This is a genomic window from Candidatus Erwinia haradaeae (assembly GCF_900698955.1).
Taxonomy (GTDB): Bacteria; Pseudomonadota; Gammaproteobacteria; order Enterobacterales; family Enterobacteriaceae; genus Erwinia_E; species Erwinia_E haradaeae_G.
Genome location: NZ_LR217721.1, coordinates 1 through 18,412, shown reverse-complemented (window position 1 = coordinate 18,412; position 18,412 = coordinate 1). Strand labels below are relative to the sequence as shown.

At 31.6% G+C, this 18,412-nt stretch carries 11 protein-coding genes; 7 read left to right on the top strand and 4 right to left on the bottom strand.

Going from position 1 to position 18,412, the window contains the following annotated elements; all coding sequences use genetic code 11:
- Positions 1-796 precede the first annotated feature (796 nt).
- Complete coding sequence (locus ERCILAFE3058_RS03500) at positions 797-1,345, bottom strand: phospholipase D family nuclease (RefSeq protein ID WP_232037586.1); 549 nt, start codon at positions 1,343-1,345, stop codon at positions 797-799.
- Positions 1,346-3,049: 1,704 nt separating this feature from the next.
- Between ERCILAFE3058_RS03500 and thiE the strand changes: the two genes are divergently transcribed.
- The 7 genes from thiE to thiD all read left to right on the top strand — a co-directional run bounded on the left by thiE (position 3,050) and on the right by thiD (position 10,071).
- Positions 3,050-3,697, top strand: coding sequence for a thiamine phosphate synthase (gene thiE, locus ERCILAFE3058_RS03495; protein WP_157990098.1), 648 nt, complete (start codon positions 3,050-3,052; stop codon positions 3,695-3,697).
- 451 nt (positions 3,698-4,148) lie between these two features.
- Positions 4,149-4,331, top strand: a complete 183-nt coding sequence (locus ERCILAFE3058_RS03490; RefSeq protein WP_157990097.1) for a hypothetical protein — start codon at positions 4,149-4,151, stop codon at positions 4,329-4,331.
- A 1,201-nt stretch (positions 4,332-5,532) separates the two neighbouring features.
- Complete coding sequence (locus ERCILAFE3058_RS03485; RefSeq protein WP_157990096.1) at positions 5,533-6,309, top strand: HesA/MoeB/ThiF family protein; 777 nt, start codon at positions 5,533-5,535, stop codon at positions 6,307-6,309.
- A 23-nt stretch (positions 6,310-6,332) separates the two neighbouring features.
- A complete protein-coding gene (gene thiS, locus ERCILAFE3058_RS03480; RefSeq protein WP_232037588.1) occupies positions 6,333-6,536 on the top strand; it encodes a sulfur carrier protein ThiS in 204 nt (67 codons plus the stop codon).
- 3 nt (positions 6,537-6,539) lie between these two features.
- Entirely contained in the window at positions 6,540-7,331 is a 792-nt protein-coding gene (locus ERCILAFE3058_RS03475; RefSeq protein WP_157990094.1) for a thiazole synthase, read from the top strand.
- Entirely contained in the window at positions 7,328-8,461 is a 1,134-nt protein-coding gene (thiH, locus tag ERCILAFE3058_RS03470; RefSeq protein ID WP_157990093.1) for a 2-iminoacetate synthase ThiH, read from the top strand. Before ERCILAFE3058_RS03475 ends, thiH begins: the two co-directional genes overlap by 4 nt.
- An 803-nt stretch (positions 8,462-9,264) precedes the next feature.
- Complete coding sequence (gene thiD, locus ERCILAFE3058_RS03465) at positions 9,265-10,071, top strand: bifunctional hydroxymethylpyrimidine kinase/phosphomethylpyrimidine kinase (protein WP_157990092.1); 807 nt, start codon at positions 9,265-9,267, stop codon at positions 10,069-10,071.
- Between the two features lie 660 nt (positions 10,072-10,731).
- Here thiD and ERCILAFE3058_RS03460 read toward each other — a convergent pair.
- The 3 genes from ERCILAFE3058_RS03460 to gpmA all read right to left on the bottom strand — a co-directional run bounded on the left by ERCILAFE3058_RS03460 (position 10,732) and on the right by gpmA (position 16,565).
- A complete protein-coding gene (locus ERCILAFE3058_RS03460; RefSeq protein ID WP_157990091.1) occupies positions 10,732-11,916 on the bottom strand; it encodes a NupC/NupG family nucleoside CNT transporter in 1,185 nt (394 codons plus the stop codon).
- A 73-nt stretch (positions 11,917-11,989) separates the two neighbouring features.
- Complete coding sequence (bioA, locus tag ERCILAFE3058_RS03455) at positions 11,990-13,282, bottom strand: adenosylmethionine--8-amino-7-oxononanoate transaminase (protein ID WP_157990104.1); 1,293 nt, start codon at positions 13,280-13,282, stop codon at positions 11,990-11,992.
- A gap of 2,536 nt (positions 13,283-15,818) precedes the next feature.
- Positions 15,819-16,565 (bottom strand): 2,3-diphosphoglycerate-dependent phosphoglycerate mutase, encoded by a 747-nt coding sequence (gene gpmA / locus ERCILAFE3058_RS03450; protein WP_157990090.1) that lies wholly within the window; start codon positions 16,563-16,565, stop codon positions 15,819-15,821.
- Positions 16,566-18,412: the final 1,847 nt, after the last annotated feature.

Here is an 18,412-nt window from a genome sequence, read left to right as displayed (position 1 = left end):
CTATGTGCAGAAATTGTGTGCAAAATATATCCTTTTATCACACATGTAAGAATGTTTTATTCTACGCCTACGCTGGAATTTACAGTAAATACAGTTCTATTATTAATACGTACTGATATTTAAGTAAAATATGTAATATCAAAGCACTAGTGGAAAAATTTTTTGATAGATGATTAAAAATAAAATTTTTATTTATATGTATCTATACGCTAATCTGATACAACATGTTAATGTTTAATGTCTTGTATGCGCTGCAATATTTGTATTAATGAAATACAGGCTTTGTATAGTAGTGAATTACTTCTTTATGTAGAGTGAATGTACTTTTTAAATAAATATATATTTTATAAAGCGTGCACTATTATAGTGTACAGTGCAGTTCGTCACGTTCATCGCTATATCTTATTTTTTTGAAAATATCATCCTACATCATTATTTTCTCTCCGATTTTTACCGATTTTTATGGATAAAATATAGTCTGAAACTAGCAATAATAATATAAATATATGTTATATGTATGTTCATACATTGCGTATGCTATGCATTATGATACATATAACACATAATTTTTTTAAAAACTTTAACAAAATAAAATTAAAAATATATTTATATTATATATTTTGATATTTTTATATATGTTATCTAACTAATACTAAATTAATAGATAATAGATAGTGATTCGCAACTTTATTTAAAGCTGGTATAAAGATGTATTTATTTAATAAATATTAAATTAATCAATTTTAAATAATAAATATAACATGTATGATTAATACTTTTCTTAATGCTTACCTAATTAATACGTAGGACTAATAGATATTGCTTCTTTCCATAGACGCTCAAATTCTTTCATATATTTTGAAGCAATTTCTGATTGATGACGAAAATAAATCACATTTTCGGCATTGCGAGTGGCAGCGCTCCGTGTATAGTTAAAAGAACCAGTTTCTACTGAATGACCATCAATAATAATGAATTTATTATGCATAATCGCATATTTGTCATTTAATTTCACTGGAATCTGATGATTAGATAAATACGTTGCTGCAGTATACCTGTTACTATTGGATTTCTTATCCGCTACTAAACGCACATGAACACCTCTATTTTTTGCATCAAGCAAAGCTAATGCAATAGGTTTGCTAGTAAAAGAGTATGCGGCAATATCAATTGAATTTTTTGCTTCTGAAATCGCTAATAAGACAGTCTGTCTTGCACTGTCTCCTGGTGAAAATCCAATTTTTATATCTTCTATATTAGTATTCGCTAGCAGCGAAAATGGAGACATTGCTATAACAGATAATAAAATTATAGTTAAATTGGTTTGTAATAATTTTAAATACATATTTAAATGCACCATACTGAGGTTAATAATTTGGATGATTTTTTAAAAATATTATTTATTATAAAATATAAACACATGATCTTACCACATATATAAAAATAATATTATACGGTATAAAGAGATAAAAACATAGTTTAATTTCATTAACATATACATTTTAATAAATTAAAATGTAATTTTCATAAAATATATACTCTTTCTGCATAATAGTACTTCTACATAATTGTTCTACAAATACAAGACTATTATAGTCTTGCTAAGACTACTTGCCACTAATATTTAAAAAATAAACAGTATTTTATTAACTCATTTTTGTAATTAAATATTTTTATGAAAAATACATTGTATTAATGTTTATTAATAGCAAATGAACAATTCACAATTAACTATGTTATTTATTTTATTTTTACTGATTTTGTTTGATGATCAATAGATGCACATATCTTGTTTTTTAAGAGAATTATTTTCTATAAAGTCTATCATATGAAAATTATTTCTAAAAATTAGTTATTGCGTGATTTCAAGAATTTAAGTTCATATGCATGTCTAAGCATTTTAATAAATATGGACGTCTGCATATGCATCCATCATACTTGTCAATACCATTTAAGATTTGTATACAGAAAGTGGCAAGAAAATTAACATTGGAGTTTAAAGTTTATTACCTAATATTATACGTATATATTATATATAGATTATTTAAGGGATTTGTGAAAAATAAAAATACTATTTGGTTATCAGCAAGATCTATTATGTGAAGCATACAGCAATACTAATATCAAGAAAATCTGTAGAAAATAAAAGTATCGAGTATATACCATTATATATATAACATATTTTATTGCGTATTATAATTACTCTTATATAAACTAGATCGATGCAGTAAAGAATGCTAGTTTTTATTAAAACACATAGTCGTATAGAACTATTTTAGATAGAAACAAAATATAATTTTATGCTTTAGTATTCAATACATAAATTAAAAAACAATATAAAAATTATATGAGATATATGCAGTTTAGAACTTAGCTCACATTGTGAATGGGTTTTATAAAATTAATTTGTAGCGATTATTAATTATTATTCATTTCTTAATTTTAACTTAACTTTCATGCTATATTTAATATAAAATATTTATTTTAAGAATTCATGTTTTCATAGTTATAAAGATCTGTAATAAGATTACTAATCTATGCAATTCAAATAAATTTTTTAATTATAGTTATTCATATTTAGATCCTTAGATATCGTTTTATCATAAATTTTGTTTTTATATTAATATTCATACGATTTTTAGTTTAAATATGATCATATATCATGATTTAATTACATCATTAGATATGATTGAGCATCTTATGTTATATTTCAATATTATGTTTTAAATGATAATAATATTATTATACATAATAAGAACTTCTTCTACCATAATAGAAATATTCTTAAAATTAAATTCTATAATTATTTAATGATTATATTAAAAATAAAATAATGATAAAATTAGAATAATTTTTCATTTATTAAAATTAATTATTTATTTTAATTAATATTAAAGATGTTTCATCATGAGTATGATGACAAATAAAAGATTTATTTTTTTGATAAATTCTCCCTATATAAATCTTTTACATTTTATCACAATAGTTGATTTTGAATTTTTTATTTGCAAAAATATATTTTCATAGATGTATAACTATAGGAGTAATTATGAAATTTAAAAATAACTTTGCACCAGTTCCACATCAACTTGGTTTATATCCCGTAGTTGACTCCTTACTATGGTTAAAAAGGATGCTAGATACTGGCATAACCACTATTCAGCTACGCTTGAAGGATAAAGCAGAAAAGCAATTAGCCTCAAATATTAAAGATGCGGTACTTTTGGGTCTAAATTATAGCGCGAAAATATTTATTAATGACCATTGGAAACTAGCTATTCGCTATAACGCTTATGGTGTACATTTAGGACAAGAAGATATGAACCACGCTAACCCTGATGCTATCTGGCATGCTGGTTTACGTCTTGGATTATCTACTCATAATGAAGAAGAATTATTACGCGCATTAAGATGGAATCCCTCTTATATTGCTCTAGGACATATCTTTGCGACCACAACTAAGAAGATGCCTTCTCAACCACAGGGCTTAAAGAAACTAAAGAATATAACAAGTACGCTAACCCATATCCCCACTGTAGCCATTGGTGGTATTACTCTTGATCGAGTTGATCAAGTGTTAGCTTGTGGCGTAGGAAGTATAGCGGTAGTAAGTGCTATTACCTCTGCGGAAGATTGGCGTACAGCTACTTTATGCTTAAAACAAAAAATAGAAGGTTATCGCAGTTATTTTAGATAGGTGGTGAAAGAGTTTTTTATTTCACAAAGCACACTAGATGACATATGCGTAAATTGAACAGTATATTGATATGTTGAATTTATACTATGATACAAAAGAACAAAGAAGGGTAAAACATCGTATAAATTGGATTCATTCGTTTTCTGTGTTGTTAGAATATGCCATTATCTATATATTATTTTTGTATGTGATGCAGAAAATATTTTATAAGTATTTACAAGATATTTGTAAATTCTGTGTCTTGTATGACACAGAATGATTATTGGGAGACGATTGCATCCTATTTCGGTATAATATTTCGTCTGGAAGCATAATTTTCTGTATTACATACCTGGAGAAAATTAACTAAAATTACCTTGGAAAAGGGTGTATAGGTAATAATAGAGAATTCTAATCATGTCTATATGAATATTCTTAAAAGAAATAAGACTGATTTAGTTAGAAAATTATCATGAACACCTATGTGTCTTTGACATACCGTTCATGGCTAATGGTACACTATATAGACTTAGGCTACGATTATTTTAGCTCCAGTATCAACGTTGTTGTTGTGCTAATTGATGTATTTTATGCTATTTTAGTTATACAGCTCCACAAAGATTCTGGTATTTTATTAAACACAGAAGATATTTAAGAAAAAGTTCGTTATACCTATAAGATTACGCTTATACTGTTGTTCTAGCTTACGCGCATATTGAATTACAAATACATAATAATAGATGTAAACAAAACGCTTTAATTTCTTCTTGCAGTATTAATCTAATTGAATACTAGCCGGCAACTATCCATGTTGATCAGGATGCAATCCTTGCACAGAAATCTAGCAACACACCCCACACTTCTACTATTAGTAGATTCTAGTCTAGAATTTTTTTCTATGTCAAAATCTCAATAGATCCGTAAGAATAGAGAACACTCAATCTTAAGAGTCAAATAATTGTGAAGATACTTTAAAGATGATAAAGTGCTGCGTATAATGGAAATACTTGATCGTATGCACCTTTCAATTGTTTGTTATAATAGATAATGACCAGAGAATAACCTAGGGTGAAGACCCTATGTAGGATAAATGAATTATTGTCAAATACTTTTTTAATGCTATATATTTTACTATTCTTAAGGGAATGAAGATGTAAAGTTATATTTTAAAATAACGCTCGTTCAGAACATAGATCGGATTTCTCACTAAGATAGTCAAAAATGATAATGTTTGAGAGATATTTTCACTAATATTTGTCAATCAGACTCCTCTAGTACTCTCGTGTATTAATATAAAATCTTCGAGATATAATGACTGCAAATGTGATATAAATACATCACAATAGTGATTGTTATGCATAATGCATATTGGGCCTGGGTGAGAAACTATGTAATATACAAATATATGATTCAAGTATAGATATAAATTTTTTCTGGGGAATCGTGTAGAACATACCGACATGCATATTTTCTACTTTACCAATTCATCTCTGGGTCTATCTATACAATGATAGAGAACGCTTAATAGGCATGCGAACTAGGAATGCAACCCCCACCCTACCTTGAATGATGTCTTTCTTACGCCACGTAGGCGATATCATCTGATTCTCCAAGTCTAGAGACGGTCTCACAACTATCTTAAAAATGGTTTTATTTTTAAAATGGCCATTTTAAAAATGTATTACTCTAGAGTATGTAAAAAAGGTTGCTATCACATACTACCTAGCTGCTTATTCAGTCATTGGTACCTTTAATAGCACCAATAATCACTTTATTACATTACTCGTATCTACTAAGACAGAGTAATAGATATATCTATCCAACATACTTCTACTGTAATAGAAATTGGAGACAATATGCTGAATAATCAGGATTTTTTACGCTATAGCCGCCAACTTTTACTAAATGAGATAGGCGATATAGGTCAAAAAAACCTACAATCCGCTACAGTATTATTATGTGGTTTAGGAGGGTTAGGTTCGCCAGCCGCGCTTTATCTAGCAGCAGCTGGAGTAGGTACGCTACTGCTAGCAGATGATGATCGTTTACATCTCACAAATCTACAGCGTCAAATCCTCTATAAAACTAACGACATCGGTCAGATGAAGTCGGAGATAGCAAAACGCCACCTATCCACACTAAATCCAAATGTGCGCTATGTAGCTTTATCTAATAGATTAAAAGGGGATTACCTAAATCAAAAAGTGTGCGATGCGGACGTTGTTTTAGACTGTAGCGACAATATTGTTACAAGACATAATATTAATGCGGCCTGTATTCAATACAACACACCCTTAATCAGCGCTAGCGCAGTAGGTTTTTGTGGTCAATTATTTTTTATTGAGCCACCTTGGAAATACGGTTGTTACGCGTGTCTTTTTCCTTCTGTCAATGAGATCGCACTAAATTGTCGTAATTCTGGAATCCTGGGGCCACTAGTAGGAATAATGGGTAGTCTACAGGCATTGGAGGCTATTAAAATTATATGTAAAATATCGATGCCATCTTCTGGAAAACTACGTCTATTTGATGGGATATCACTACAGTGGCGAACACTAACACTCAGCCGAAGTCACAACTGTACGATATGTGCAAAATCTACAAAGCAAAAAGAGCCTGCTCTCCCCTTCTAATATCACTAAAGGAGATTTATATGATCGCAATTACTTTTAATGATCTTCGAGTGGAAATTCCTCATTCTCTCACCATAGATTGTTTTCTTGCTCAGCAGTGTCATGATGCCCCCTTAGGTACCGCGCTGGCACTGAATCAAACTATTATCCCACGATCAAACTGGAAGGACTATCAGGTGAAGGATGGTGATGATATTCTTTTATTTCAAGCTATTGCCGGAGGTTGAATAATGTTTACCATTGCTGATACCCCCTTTCGGTCACGATTATTTATTGGTACTGGTAAATTTTCTAGTACAGAATTGATGTTACAAGCCATTTCTATTTCTGGAAGCGAACTAGTCACGTTAGCGATGCGTCGAGTTGACCTTCATGATAATAGTAACAGCGCCTTATTAGTAGGACTCCGTAGGGCTGGAGTTCGACTACTTCCAAATACTTCAGGTGTTAAAACTGCTGAAGAGGCGTTGTTCGCAGCGAGAGTGGCACGAGAAGCCTTACAGACAAATTGGATAAAACTTGAAATTCACCCAGATATGCAGTATTTATTACCTGATCCAATAGAGACACTCAAAGCCGCAGAGCAACTTGTCAAAGAGGGATTCATAGTCTTACCATATTGTAGTGCAGACCCTGTTTTATGCCGGCGTCTCACAGAAGTCGGCTGTGCAGCAGTCATGCCACTAGGATCTCCAATAGGCTCAAATCAAGGACTAAAAACCCGTGATTTCTTGCAAATAATTATTGAACAAACTCAGGTACCAGTTATAGTAGACGCTGGTATTGGTGCACCTAGTCAAGCGTTAGAGGCATTAGAAATAGGGGCTGATGCAATTCTTGTGAACACTGCTATTGCTGTTGCACGAGATTCGGTTGCAATGGCAAATGCTTTTCGCATAGCACTAGAAGCAGGTGAAATAGCTAGACAGGCGGGGCTGGGGTCACCTTCTCTGAAAGCAAAAGCTACTAGTCCGCTTACCAATTTTTTATCCCATCAATCGATATCGGAGGAGACCTCATGAAGACTTTTTCATATCATTGGGAAAAGATACACTGGGATAATGTAAGTTTATCAATATACAATCAAACTAAACAGGATGTGGAACGGGCGCTGATCATGGAAAGCCCTGGCCTACAAGAAATGATGGCGTTACTGTCGCCAGTAGGAGGACAATATTTAGAGTATTTAGCACAAAGGGCTCAAATACTTACCCGCCAACGTTTTGGTAATACCATTAATTTTTATTTACCACTGTATCTCTCTAATTTTTGCTCAAATGATTGTACATATTGTGGTTTCTCGATGAGCAATCGTATACGTAGAAAAACTCTTGATCAGAAAGAAATTATTCAAGAATGTGAGGCCATTAGAGCGCATGGCATTCGCCATCTATTACTTGTCACTGGCGAACACCAAAAAAAAGTTGGTATAGATTATTTCCGGTGTTGTGTACCATTAGTACGTGAATATTGTAGCTCTTTGATGATGGAAGTACAACCAATGCTACAAAAAGAATACGTAGAATTAAAAGAGTGTGGTCTAGATGGCGTATTAGTCTATCAAGAGACATATCATGCTCCAAGCTATAGTCATCATCACCTTGCGGGCCAAAAAAAAGATTTTTTATGGCGACTAGAAACCCCTGATCGTCTTGCTCGCTCTGAAATGGATAAAATAGGATTAGGCGTACTTATCGGATTATCAGATAACTGGCGTGCAGATTGCTACATACTAGCTCAACACTTACTCTATTTACGCAAAACTTTTTGGAAAAGTCGTTACTCATTATCTTTCCCTCGTTTACGTCCTTGTGCAGGTGGAGGGGTCATGCCATCGTCTATAATAGATGAAGCACAGCTTCTCCAAGTTATGTGTGCTTTTCGATTGCTAGTACCGGAGGTAGAAATCTCCCTGTCAACTCGAGAATCACCGTATTTTCGTGATCATGTAGTACCAATTGTAGTTAATAGTATTAGTGCAGGCTCCAAAACTCAACCAGGTGGTTATTCGCATGAAAAAATAGAATTAGAGCAATTCATACCATGTGACAACCGTTCTCCGAAAGAGGTAGCCCAAGCATTACAGCTAGCTGGTTTGCAGCCTGTATGGAAGGACTGGGATGCATATCTTGGACGTTGTCTTTCAGGTTGATTCTTAGAGCTGCATACAAAACAATGCATGCGTCAAAGAAAATATAATAAATAACTTATGTCTACTTTTTCTCTCTAACTGATAACAACATGCGAGTATATCTAATGAGGAACAATGACATGATTACTTGCATTATTTTACTCATTATCACAAAATATATAAATTATATTGATATACGATAATATTTCGATATGATGTGTGGAACTATATAGGCTAAGATAAGTGACTTTATTATTGTGAACACACTGATAAAACATAAACTAAATAATTAAACTTAACACAGTGTTCTATACATACTATTGATCAATGCATGGTATAAATGATATTTTAGAAAAAATTTTTATGTTTTTGCTCTGCGCCTACCTCTACACTATCTCTTCATAGTATGTGAATGAACTTGAGCTCATATTAGTGTAACGATTCTTGCATCTATTCTAGTGTTTTTTTGTTTTCTGAATAGAATATATTCTAGCTATAGATCTCATAGATGGAAGTATACTATATTATACTAATATGATGATATTTTTTATGATGATAGATATAAAAAATTGTGCAGCATATTCAGCGTTTTTCTTTATGGTATACAGACTTGCTAAGTTAGAGAATATGGTCTTCTTTTCTTATGAACATATTAGTCGATGACATGCTTTTCTATCATATGCAGAAAAAATGTAAATGGTATATTGCATATCGATGAATCTATATATGCCTTAATATGTAATTGTTTGCTTAAATGGATAGATAGTATGAGAATTTTATATAAATATTTATTTAAAGCGATAAAAGAGTGTTGATAATTAGTAATGACTAAGAGAAATTACAATATATTAAGCATCGCCGGTACTGATCCAAGCGGTGGAGCTGGTATTCAAGCAGATTTAAAAACTTTTTCAGCATTAGGTGTGTATGGTACTGCAGTTATTACCGCTATTGTAGCACAGAACACCCAAGGTGTACAATTTATTTCCCCAGTAAGTTCTCGGTGCTTAACAGAGCAATTAGATTCAGTTTTGAGCGATGTACATATTGATAGCGTAAAAATTGGTATGTTGCATCGGGCAAACATCATCCATGTGATTGCTGAGAAATTAATAGAATTCCCTATTCCTTGGGTGGTCCTTGATCCAGTTATGATGGCTAAAAATGGAAATACATTATTGGATAAGGATGCAATATTTTTAATAAAAGAGATGTTATTACCATTGGTATCAATACTTACTCCTAATCTACCAGAGGCTGCAATACTGCTTGGTTGTAATATAGCAAAGAATGAAATTCAAATGTGTCAGCAAGGACGCCAGCTCTTAGATCTAGGCTGTCAAGCGGTGGTAATGAAAGGGGGGCATCTCCCTGGATCATTGAGCCCTGACTGGCTTATTACTGCTCACAAAGAACGGTGTTTTTCTACTCCTAGAGTAAATACTCCACATACTCATGGTACTGGGTGCACGCTCTCGGCTGCTTTAGCCGCTAAACGTCCATATTTTGAAGACTGGTCGCAAACATTAAAATTTTCTAAAGAATGGTTATATCGAGCACTGAGTCATTCAGGTAACTTATCTGTTGGTAAGGGTATTGGACCTATTCACCATTTCCATGAATGGTGGTAGCAACACGCTATTTAATAAAACAACGCGATGTTCTTGATTTATAAGAAGTACATATTGTTATGAGATGATAGGTATTATGCACTTCAGTAAAACTGGTTATTGTTACTCTTAGATATGGATCACGCTTAGTTTGTAGCAATTACTACAGTGGTTCAAAAAGAAGATTCTTTATCTATATTGTAAGCTTGAAATAAACCCAAAAAAACAACTAAAAATTTATATAAAATTTTTCATATAGAGACAGATTTTCTATTTAACAAAGTTCGGCGCGCATACCAGGCCTGTTTATCATTTTAACCTTATTAAGACATAATGTGTTATTTTTTTCTTTAAAAATAATCTTGAATCTCTAATATAGAGATATGTTAATAACAACTTCACTGATAGTAATAAAGATATCTAGTACTTTTTTCTACATCTTACATATGGACTACAATTCCATATAAATCGCTTTTACTCATTTAGTAACCAGTACCTTATGACTATAGTTTACGCACGTTACTCACGATAATACATTATAAATCAAATCACTAAATGAATCATTGTAAATCACACAGAACACTATCGAAAATATAATGAAAACGCTATATGATATTCATATATATTGAACCTGTACTCATTATTCGTAGGATAATCAATCTTTATATCTCTTCTGATATTTTATAGAGCTAATCCAGTTACAGTAGCCGATAGCAGACTAACGAGTGTCGAACTATATAAAAGTCTCAAACCAAATCGAGAAACTACATTACCTTGGTGTTCATTCAATCCCTTAATAGAACCTGTAACAATACCAATAGATGAAAAATTAGCAAAAGACACTAAAAACACTGATAGTATCCCTTCAGAACGAGTAGAAAGCGTGCTGTAATTTTTTTGTAAATCAATCATTGCGATAAATTCATTGGATACTATTTTAGTTGCCATGATGCTACCTACCTGCAAAGCCTCATTACTCGGCACGCCGATTACCCATGCAAGCGGGAAAAATATATAGCCTAAAATACCTTGAAAACTAATACCAAAAATGGTCTCAAACAGAGCATTAACACCAGCGATTAATGCTATAAAGCCAATAAGCATAGCTGCAACGATTACAATCACCTTAAAGCCAGCTAGGATATATTCGCTAAGCATTTCAAAAAAACTTTTTCTAACACAGACGTGTCTAAAATTAAGATCATCTTTATCATGAGCATCATAGGGATTTATTAATGATAAAATAATAAAGGTACTAAACATATTTAGTATTAATGCTGTTACTACATATTTTGGCTGTAGTAGCGTCATATAAGCACCTACTATAGACATAGACACTGTGGACATAGCAGTCACTGCCATCGTATATAGTCGCCATTCTGGAATTTGACTTAAAATATCCTTATAAATAATAAAGTTTTCTGACTGTCCAAGCATTAAAGAGCTGACTGCATTAAAAGATTCTAACTTGCCCATTCCATTAATCTTTGATAAGGCAGTACCAATTATACGGATCATCAAAGGTAAAATATAAAAATGTTGGAGGATTCCGATCAATGCTGAGATAAAGACAATAGGGCATAAGATATTCAGCCAAAAAAATGCCAGGCCTTTATCGCTCATATTACCAAAAACAAAATTCGTGCCATGTGCTGCATATTTAAGCAATTGTTCAAACAAGATCGAAAACCCTGTAACAACATGTAGCCCTGCTTCTATATTAAGAAAAAACCATGCGAGCATCACTTCAATCACTAACAAATGGATAATGTAGGAAATACGGATTGCTTTATGATTGCGACCGACCAGCAAAGCTAGCACGACAATCATTACTAGTCCTAATGAAAAATGTAGAATTTGAGACATATATATACTCTACCATGAAGGGTATATTTGTGATACCTGCTCTTGTTTGTATAAAATAAAAATAAAAACAAACTTAGGAGGAGATAAAATTTTCTGGCTGATCTAGGGACATAGCAATAGCATTGATTAATTTCATAAGCGCCTCTTTAGAAATAATATATGGTGGTGTCAGATAAATTAGATTCTTAAAGGGACGAATCCATACACCATTTTCAACAAACCAGTGTTGTATCTGTGATATATTTACTTCCTGTACTATTTCTACTACTCCAATAGCACCTAGTACTCGTATATCCCGAACTTTAGGATGAGAGATCAGAGGCGCTAATCCAACACTAAGGTACGTGGAAATTTTTTCTACATGCTGATACCAACTGTCATTTTCTAGTAGCGATAAACTAGCATTAGCAGCTGCGCAAGCCAATGGATTAGCCATAAATGTTGGTCCGTGCATAAAACAACCCGCTTTACTATTGCTGATTGTTTCTGCTATGTGACGAAAAGTTAGCGTGGCAGAGAGAGTCATCATACCGCCTGTTAACGCTTTTCCAAGGCACAGAATATCTGGGGTGACATCGGCATAGTTGCACGCTAGCCATTTACCAGTGCGTCCAAAACCAGTTGCTATTTCATCTGCAATAAATAATATCTCATATTGATTGCATAACATTCGTGTTAAACGTAAATACTCAGGATGATAAAATCGCATTCCGCCAACACCTTGAACAATTGGTTCCATAATTACTGCAGCTATCTTTTTATGATGTTGAGAAAAAAATTGAGAAAACGACGTTTCATCACCTTTTTGCCAATTTTCTTCAAAACGACGGGTGGGAGAATTGAGAAAACGGTTAGATGGAAGATAATTTTGATACATGTTATGCATAGAGTTTTCTGGGTCACTCACTGCCATGGCCCCATAAGTATCGCCGTGATAACCCTTACGTAAAGCTAATATCTCGTAACGCGGATTCCCTCTTGCCTGCCAATATTGAAGTGCCATTTTGATTGCTATTTCTACAGCGACTGAACCAGAATCTGCTAGAAATACACATTCTAAACCCGTTGGCATAGTATTTACTAATCGACGGCATAATTCCACTGCAGGGGGGTGAACAATACCACCGAACATAACATGTGACATACGATTAATTTGCGCATGCATAACTTGATTAATTATCGGATGATTATAACCATGTATAGCCGCCCACCAAGAAGACATACCATCTATCAATCGACGACCATCTCTAAGAATTAGCTCATACCCATGAGCAGAAACAACTGGATAGGTGGGTAAAGGATGGGTCATAGATGTATAGGGATGCCATATATGTTTTTTATCAAAATCTAAATCATCATTTTTCATCAAAGTATTTTTTAACATATAAGATTTACAAAACCTGTATTGAATGATTCTATTAAATACGATCAACATACATTGTAGATAGCGTAAAGGTAAATTCTGTACTGACACATATCTATTTCCTTAAACATGATGCGGGTAACTATTACAGGAACCTCTTAAGTATAGATAATGGAGAAACTAAAATGTTATTTGATCAACCTTATCAATATTTTCAGTTCAATAAAATGAAATGTGAGAATATTTCTTTCACTGAAAACAGGATATTGTCCTGTGGACTGTTAAGATTGTCTACCAAATGCACCTAATAGCACAGGAATAGAAAAGGAGTAATGCATATATCTGTAACACAAGTTATTAATACTTCTCATACAATGTATAATGCCAATGAAACACGTTGGTGTGTGAGGCTTTTAAATAATTCTATAAAATCATAATACACCCCTGCTAGATATAATCATTCAAGATCTAAGATCATAAGACTGAAAACATGTGTATCACACTAGGTGTATTGAACGATCACAAAAAGGTTTTTAGCAGAAATCAGGTTATATTTCTATATCATAATTTAGATCCTTCGATAAAATTCTATAATAGTGTTTCCAAAAACGAGCCGTTATCAAAATAGATTATATTCATTAATTTAATACGTTAATCCAGTATTAAAATACACCCTAGTGGTACTATTAATATAGGTGAACATATCAATGATGATGGGAATTTCTAATGTAGTAAGTCACTGTACTGAATCTGGCATAGCGTTCTAGAAATATATTAGTAAAAGTTACATAGGATGCTTTTGTATAATACTAATTACATAGGCAGATTCCTTAAGTGATACTAAAATCATTAGAGTGGAACCTATTACGACGATAGTACGATCTCTCATATGCGTCTATCACTTTTATATCGGAGGGGCTCATTAACATACTTCAAGACTGTATTTGATGGTTAGTGTAAATAAACTCTATGGTTTATTACTTACTGTCTATTACTGACTAAACCTAACCTAGAAGAGGATTGCAATCTTTTTTTGAAGAAGTTCAAAATATGACTATCGAACATTCATATAGTAAGGGATTCAAAGAAGATGGTGCAGCTCACTAAAGATTTATTTTCGATAAAAATAAAGAAATCATACTACCATCTTGCAAATACACTCCGTGTATGCACCTTTATAGCACGGTGCATCTAAATATAATATATGTTATTATCTGATGATAAATGGTACTATAAATTATTCACTTTGTATATGGTAGCCTACAAGGAGAGAAAGGAGATTTTGAAATAAACAGCTGATAGTTTCCTTTAAATGTTCTTCATTTATTGGTTATTGGTATCTGATATAATATCTAATTATGACAGATATAACAGTAGTTTCTGTACAAGAATATTGTATATTATTTTAATATTTCTTTATCTTTTTCTACATTATCTACTATACATAGAGACTATCTAATGTTTTTAACATGCCGTAGTATGATGCTAAAATACAGAATATAACAGTTTTTCGTAAGGACACCTTCCTCACCAATGTATAACAAAAAAATTTTTATTTAAGATTTGTTTATATTTTTTTAAATCACCATTAAAAAAAGAACCTTACACTTGATTGTTAGCATTTATTATGATAACATCACTTTGAATGCGTATACTAACGATTCGCAAAGCCCTGATAGTGAAGTCTGCCAAGATCATCGCCCTATCAGGGTTTTTTGCGTAAAAAGAAGATACTGATATGATCATACTTTCGTTAACGATGATCAAGCAAAAAGAAGATATATCTGTAGTGAGTAGTGCTCAGTGAGATATAAATAAAAAAGTTTACAATATGGTACAAAGTGGCTTTTTATTAAAGTTGAGTAATCTTAATAATCTTATGTTATGTAATGAAAAATCTCTAATAATGGTCGAGTAAAAAGGCATACCTGAAACATTTTCCCAGGATTTACATTAAAAATTGCTAAATTACTTACTCTTTGTATAGATAAAAAATTACGGACGTAAATTATGATCTATATGAACCATTAGAAATATATAACAATAGAATTTTTTGTTACTTGTTACTAACCTCATTATTTAAACATACTAGACGTATAGTATAAGTTTCATTGAACTAATGTATAATAAGAAAAAGAAAAGAAAACAAAAGTCGAATAAGGTATAATGTTGTTAAATATTAGAAAGAGCATATTTTATATCCTGGCTATTATTTATTTTTACTCTATATGAGAAAGAAGAATAAAGCAGGATCTAATCTTAAGATCTATCCGATGTTTGGTTTAATCATATTAAGTTATATACATTTTAGTTATACATCAAAACCTTGGATTCTTATTTTTGATATCTAAGCATGCAAAAACACAAAATATATATTTCGCGATAATTAATATATACGACATACAGATATTCTGTTGGCTGATCAACCTATGATATTTTTAGGTATAAAGAACTTAAATATTTTTGAAATAATTATAGCAGAAAAACAGATTCTGAATCTCTATAAAATAGATGATTTTTCTATCTCGCATGATTTTAATCATTTTTGTGATTGAGGGTTAGTTATTTTGTCTACATGCACATTGTTATTACTTAACCAATAGCGTTGAATAGGCTTAAGATCTTTATTAAATAGATAAACCAATGGAATACCAGTAGGTATATTGAGTCCAAGAATTTCTTCTTCAGACATCTTATCTAAATATGTTATCAAAGCACGTAGTGAGTTGCCGTGCGCAGAAATAATTATTTTATTTCCACATTTTATTTTCGGTAGGATATATGTATTCCAAAACGGTAATACTCGATCAATAGTCATCTTTAAACTTTCAGAGATCGGTAATTCTTCATGGGTCAATAAAGCATAACGTGGATCACGTTTAGGGACATTTTCATCAGTACATTGAAGACGTGGTGGAATAGCAGATAAGCTTCGACGCCATCTTTGAACCTGTTTGTCGCCATATTTTTTAGTTATTGCATCTTTATTCATACCCTGGAGGGCGCCATAGTGACGTTCGTTCAAGCGCCACGTTTTTTCTACTGGAATCCATGCTTGGTCTATTTCATCTAGTATGATCCACAAAGTGTGAATCGCACGTTTTAGAACAGAAGTATAAGAAACATCGAATATAAATCCCTCGTTTTTTAGCAATTTTCCAGCATGCTTTGCTTCACTTCGACCTTGCTCTGTTAGGTCAATGTCATGCCATCCTGTAAAGAGATTTTGTTTATTCCATTGGCTCTCTCCGTGACGTATTAAAACTAGCTTTGTAAGCGATGCCATCAATCAATTCCTTATATATAGACTTTAGTTAAAATAAATAAAATTATCAATAAATAGTGAGTATAGAGAGTGATGTAATAGTCTATCTAGGATAGGGATTTTTGTGGACTATCAATCTTTATATAATTTTATTATATGTTATATACACAACGGTGAAAAACAGTATTTTACATTTTTCATTATTTGTTAAACAATCTTTGTATTTTTTCCTTAATGAATAAACCGCAGATTTATTTTCATCCATCTATCAGTTTTTCAGTTTTTAATTTTCATGCGACCATATTCTTTCTTAGAAATATCCCTTTGTAACAGCATTAAAAATCATCGACGAGACTAAAACCTATGGATGATTTTAAGTTGGTCGCTTCATCACTCCGAATATTCTGCCATAATATTAATGTACCTCTTTAAATTATAACTCTCTATATAAGAATAAGAGTTATTTTTAATATGACAACCATGAGTATACAAAGAGAAATCAACGACAACACTTATATTAGATCGATCCATCAGCATCTTTAACTAAATTCTTGTATAAAGGACAATTCTTAAGAAATATTAATTACTGTAGGCAATGGGACATATGAAATGTAAAGTGCATCAACCTGAAAATATATTAGGGTGTTTAGCATATAGGTAAGTTGCAGGCTACGTATATGGATAAAATTTTCTATGAAAATAGAATATCTCTACTGCACCATGCATATTATTATCGATATTTATTTTCTATTTGATGATATAAGCTATTGTTACATATTACTAGCTTACTGATTATAGTTTATTTCTAGAGTATTAATGAAATATAATAATTAACATATTCCTTCTTTATGCTGACAACTATTACTTATTATAATGGAAAAGTATCTTGTATACTACATATTGTATTATGTTTTTGTATGGTATGGATATAAGTTAAAATAACTTGTTGAATTTTGTCTATGGTGCTTTTATTAAGATGATTCTAATTAAATTAGTTAGTAAAATACTGATGTATTATAATACAGAATAAGTATTTTCTAAAGAAAATACTTATTCTGTTAGCTACGATAAGTAGATTTTATAAAGTATCATAAGCATGTCTAGTGTCTTTCTAATTTATTATAAGCCTTCTGTTTTTGGAACTATATCTGATTTTATCAATCGTATGGATGACTTATTTATGATAGCAGAAAACTTACACTTTTAAAAAACGATCGTTTTCTTCATGAAATTAATTATGTGTCTATAAAAGAATATCTTTAATGGGTTGTGCGGACAATCTTAATTTTTCTCTTAGAGATTTTCTTGAAAATAGATAGGTTATATTGAACTTTCTTTTTTAGAGATGGACACATAATATAATTGGGAATAAATATCCATAGTCTAGAAATTAGAGATTAAATTAGACGTGAGTTACGGTTAAACTATAGTGAACCACTCTCTAATTATCCTATATGATTTCTAGATATATTTGCATAATGTTTTTAAACAAGGGTGTTTTCTTTTAGTTTTAATGTGCAACATCATTTAACTCTAGATCATGGATTATTAAAACTAGAATTTCTCTACTATATTCCAGAAACATAACAACCTAAGAAGGTTTTAATTTTTATAGATCAAACATTACGGAATATATGATATCATCACACGCCTTAAATAAAGGCGCTTTATTTCATGATTTCAGTTAAAATTTTATGTTGTGTCTATCAGATAAGAATAATGTTTCAACATATTATACCGTGCACCTATAAAATTTAGAGAATATCTAGAATAGTATTCATATAATAGTGGCCCTTGTTAATATTAATATTTTATAATAGATGGAATATTGTTGTATTTGTATGTTTTATAAGATTTATTATTTTAAT

Coding starts and splice junctions, on each gene's coding strand:
- ERCILAFE3058_RS03500 (WP_232037586.1), bottom strand. CDS start 1,345: ATGTATTTAAAATTATTACAAACCAATTTAACTATAATTTTATTATCT.
- thiE (WP_157990098.1), top strand. CDS start 3,050: ATGAAATTTAAAAATAACTTTGCACCAGTTCCACATCAACTTGGTTTA.
- ERCILAFE3058_RS03490 (WP_157990097.1), top strand. CDS start 4,149: ATGAACACCTATGTGTCTTTGACATACCGTTCATGGCTAATGGTACAC.
- ERCILAFE3058_RS03485 (WP_157990096.1), top strand. CDS start 5,533: ATGCTGAATAATCAGGATTTTTTACGCTATAGCCGCCAACTTTTACTA.
- ERCILAFE3058_RS03475 (WP_157990094.1), top strand. CDS start 6,540: ATGTTTACCATTGCTGATACCCCCTTTCGGTCACGATTATTTATTGGT.
- thiH (WP_157990093.1), top strand. CDS start 7,328: ATGAAGACTTTTTCATATCATTGGGAAAAGATACACTGGGATAATGTA.
- thiD (WP_157990092.1), top strand. CDS start 9,265: ATGACTAAGAGAAATTACAATATATTAAGCATCGCCGGTACTGATCCA.
- ERCILAFE3058_RS03460 (WP_157990091.1), bottom strand. CDS start 11,916: ATGTCTCAAATTCTACATTTTTCATTAGGACTAGTAATGATTGTCGTG.
- bioA (WP_157990104.1), bottom strand. CDS start 13,282: ATGAAAAATGATGATTTAGATTTTGATAAAAAACATATATGGCATCCC.
- gpmA (WP_157990090.1), bottom strand. CDS start 16,565: ATGGCATCGCTTACAAAGCTAGTTTTAATACGTCACGGAGAGAGCCAA.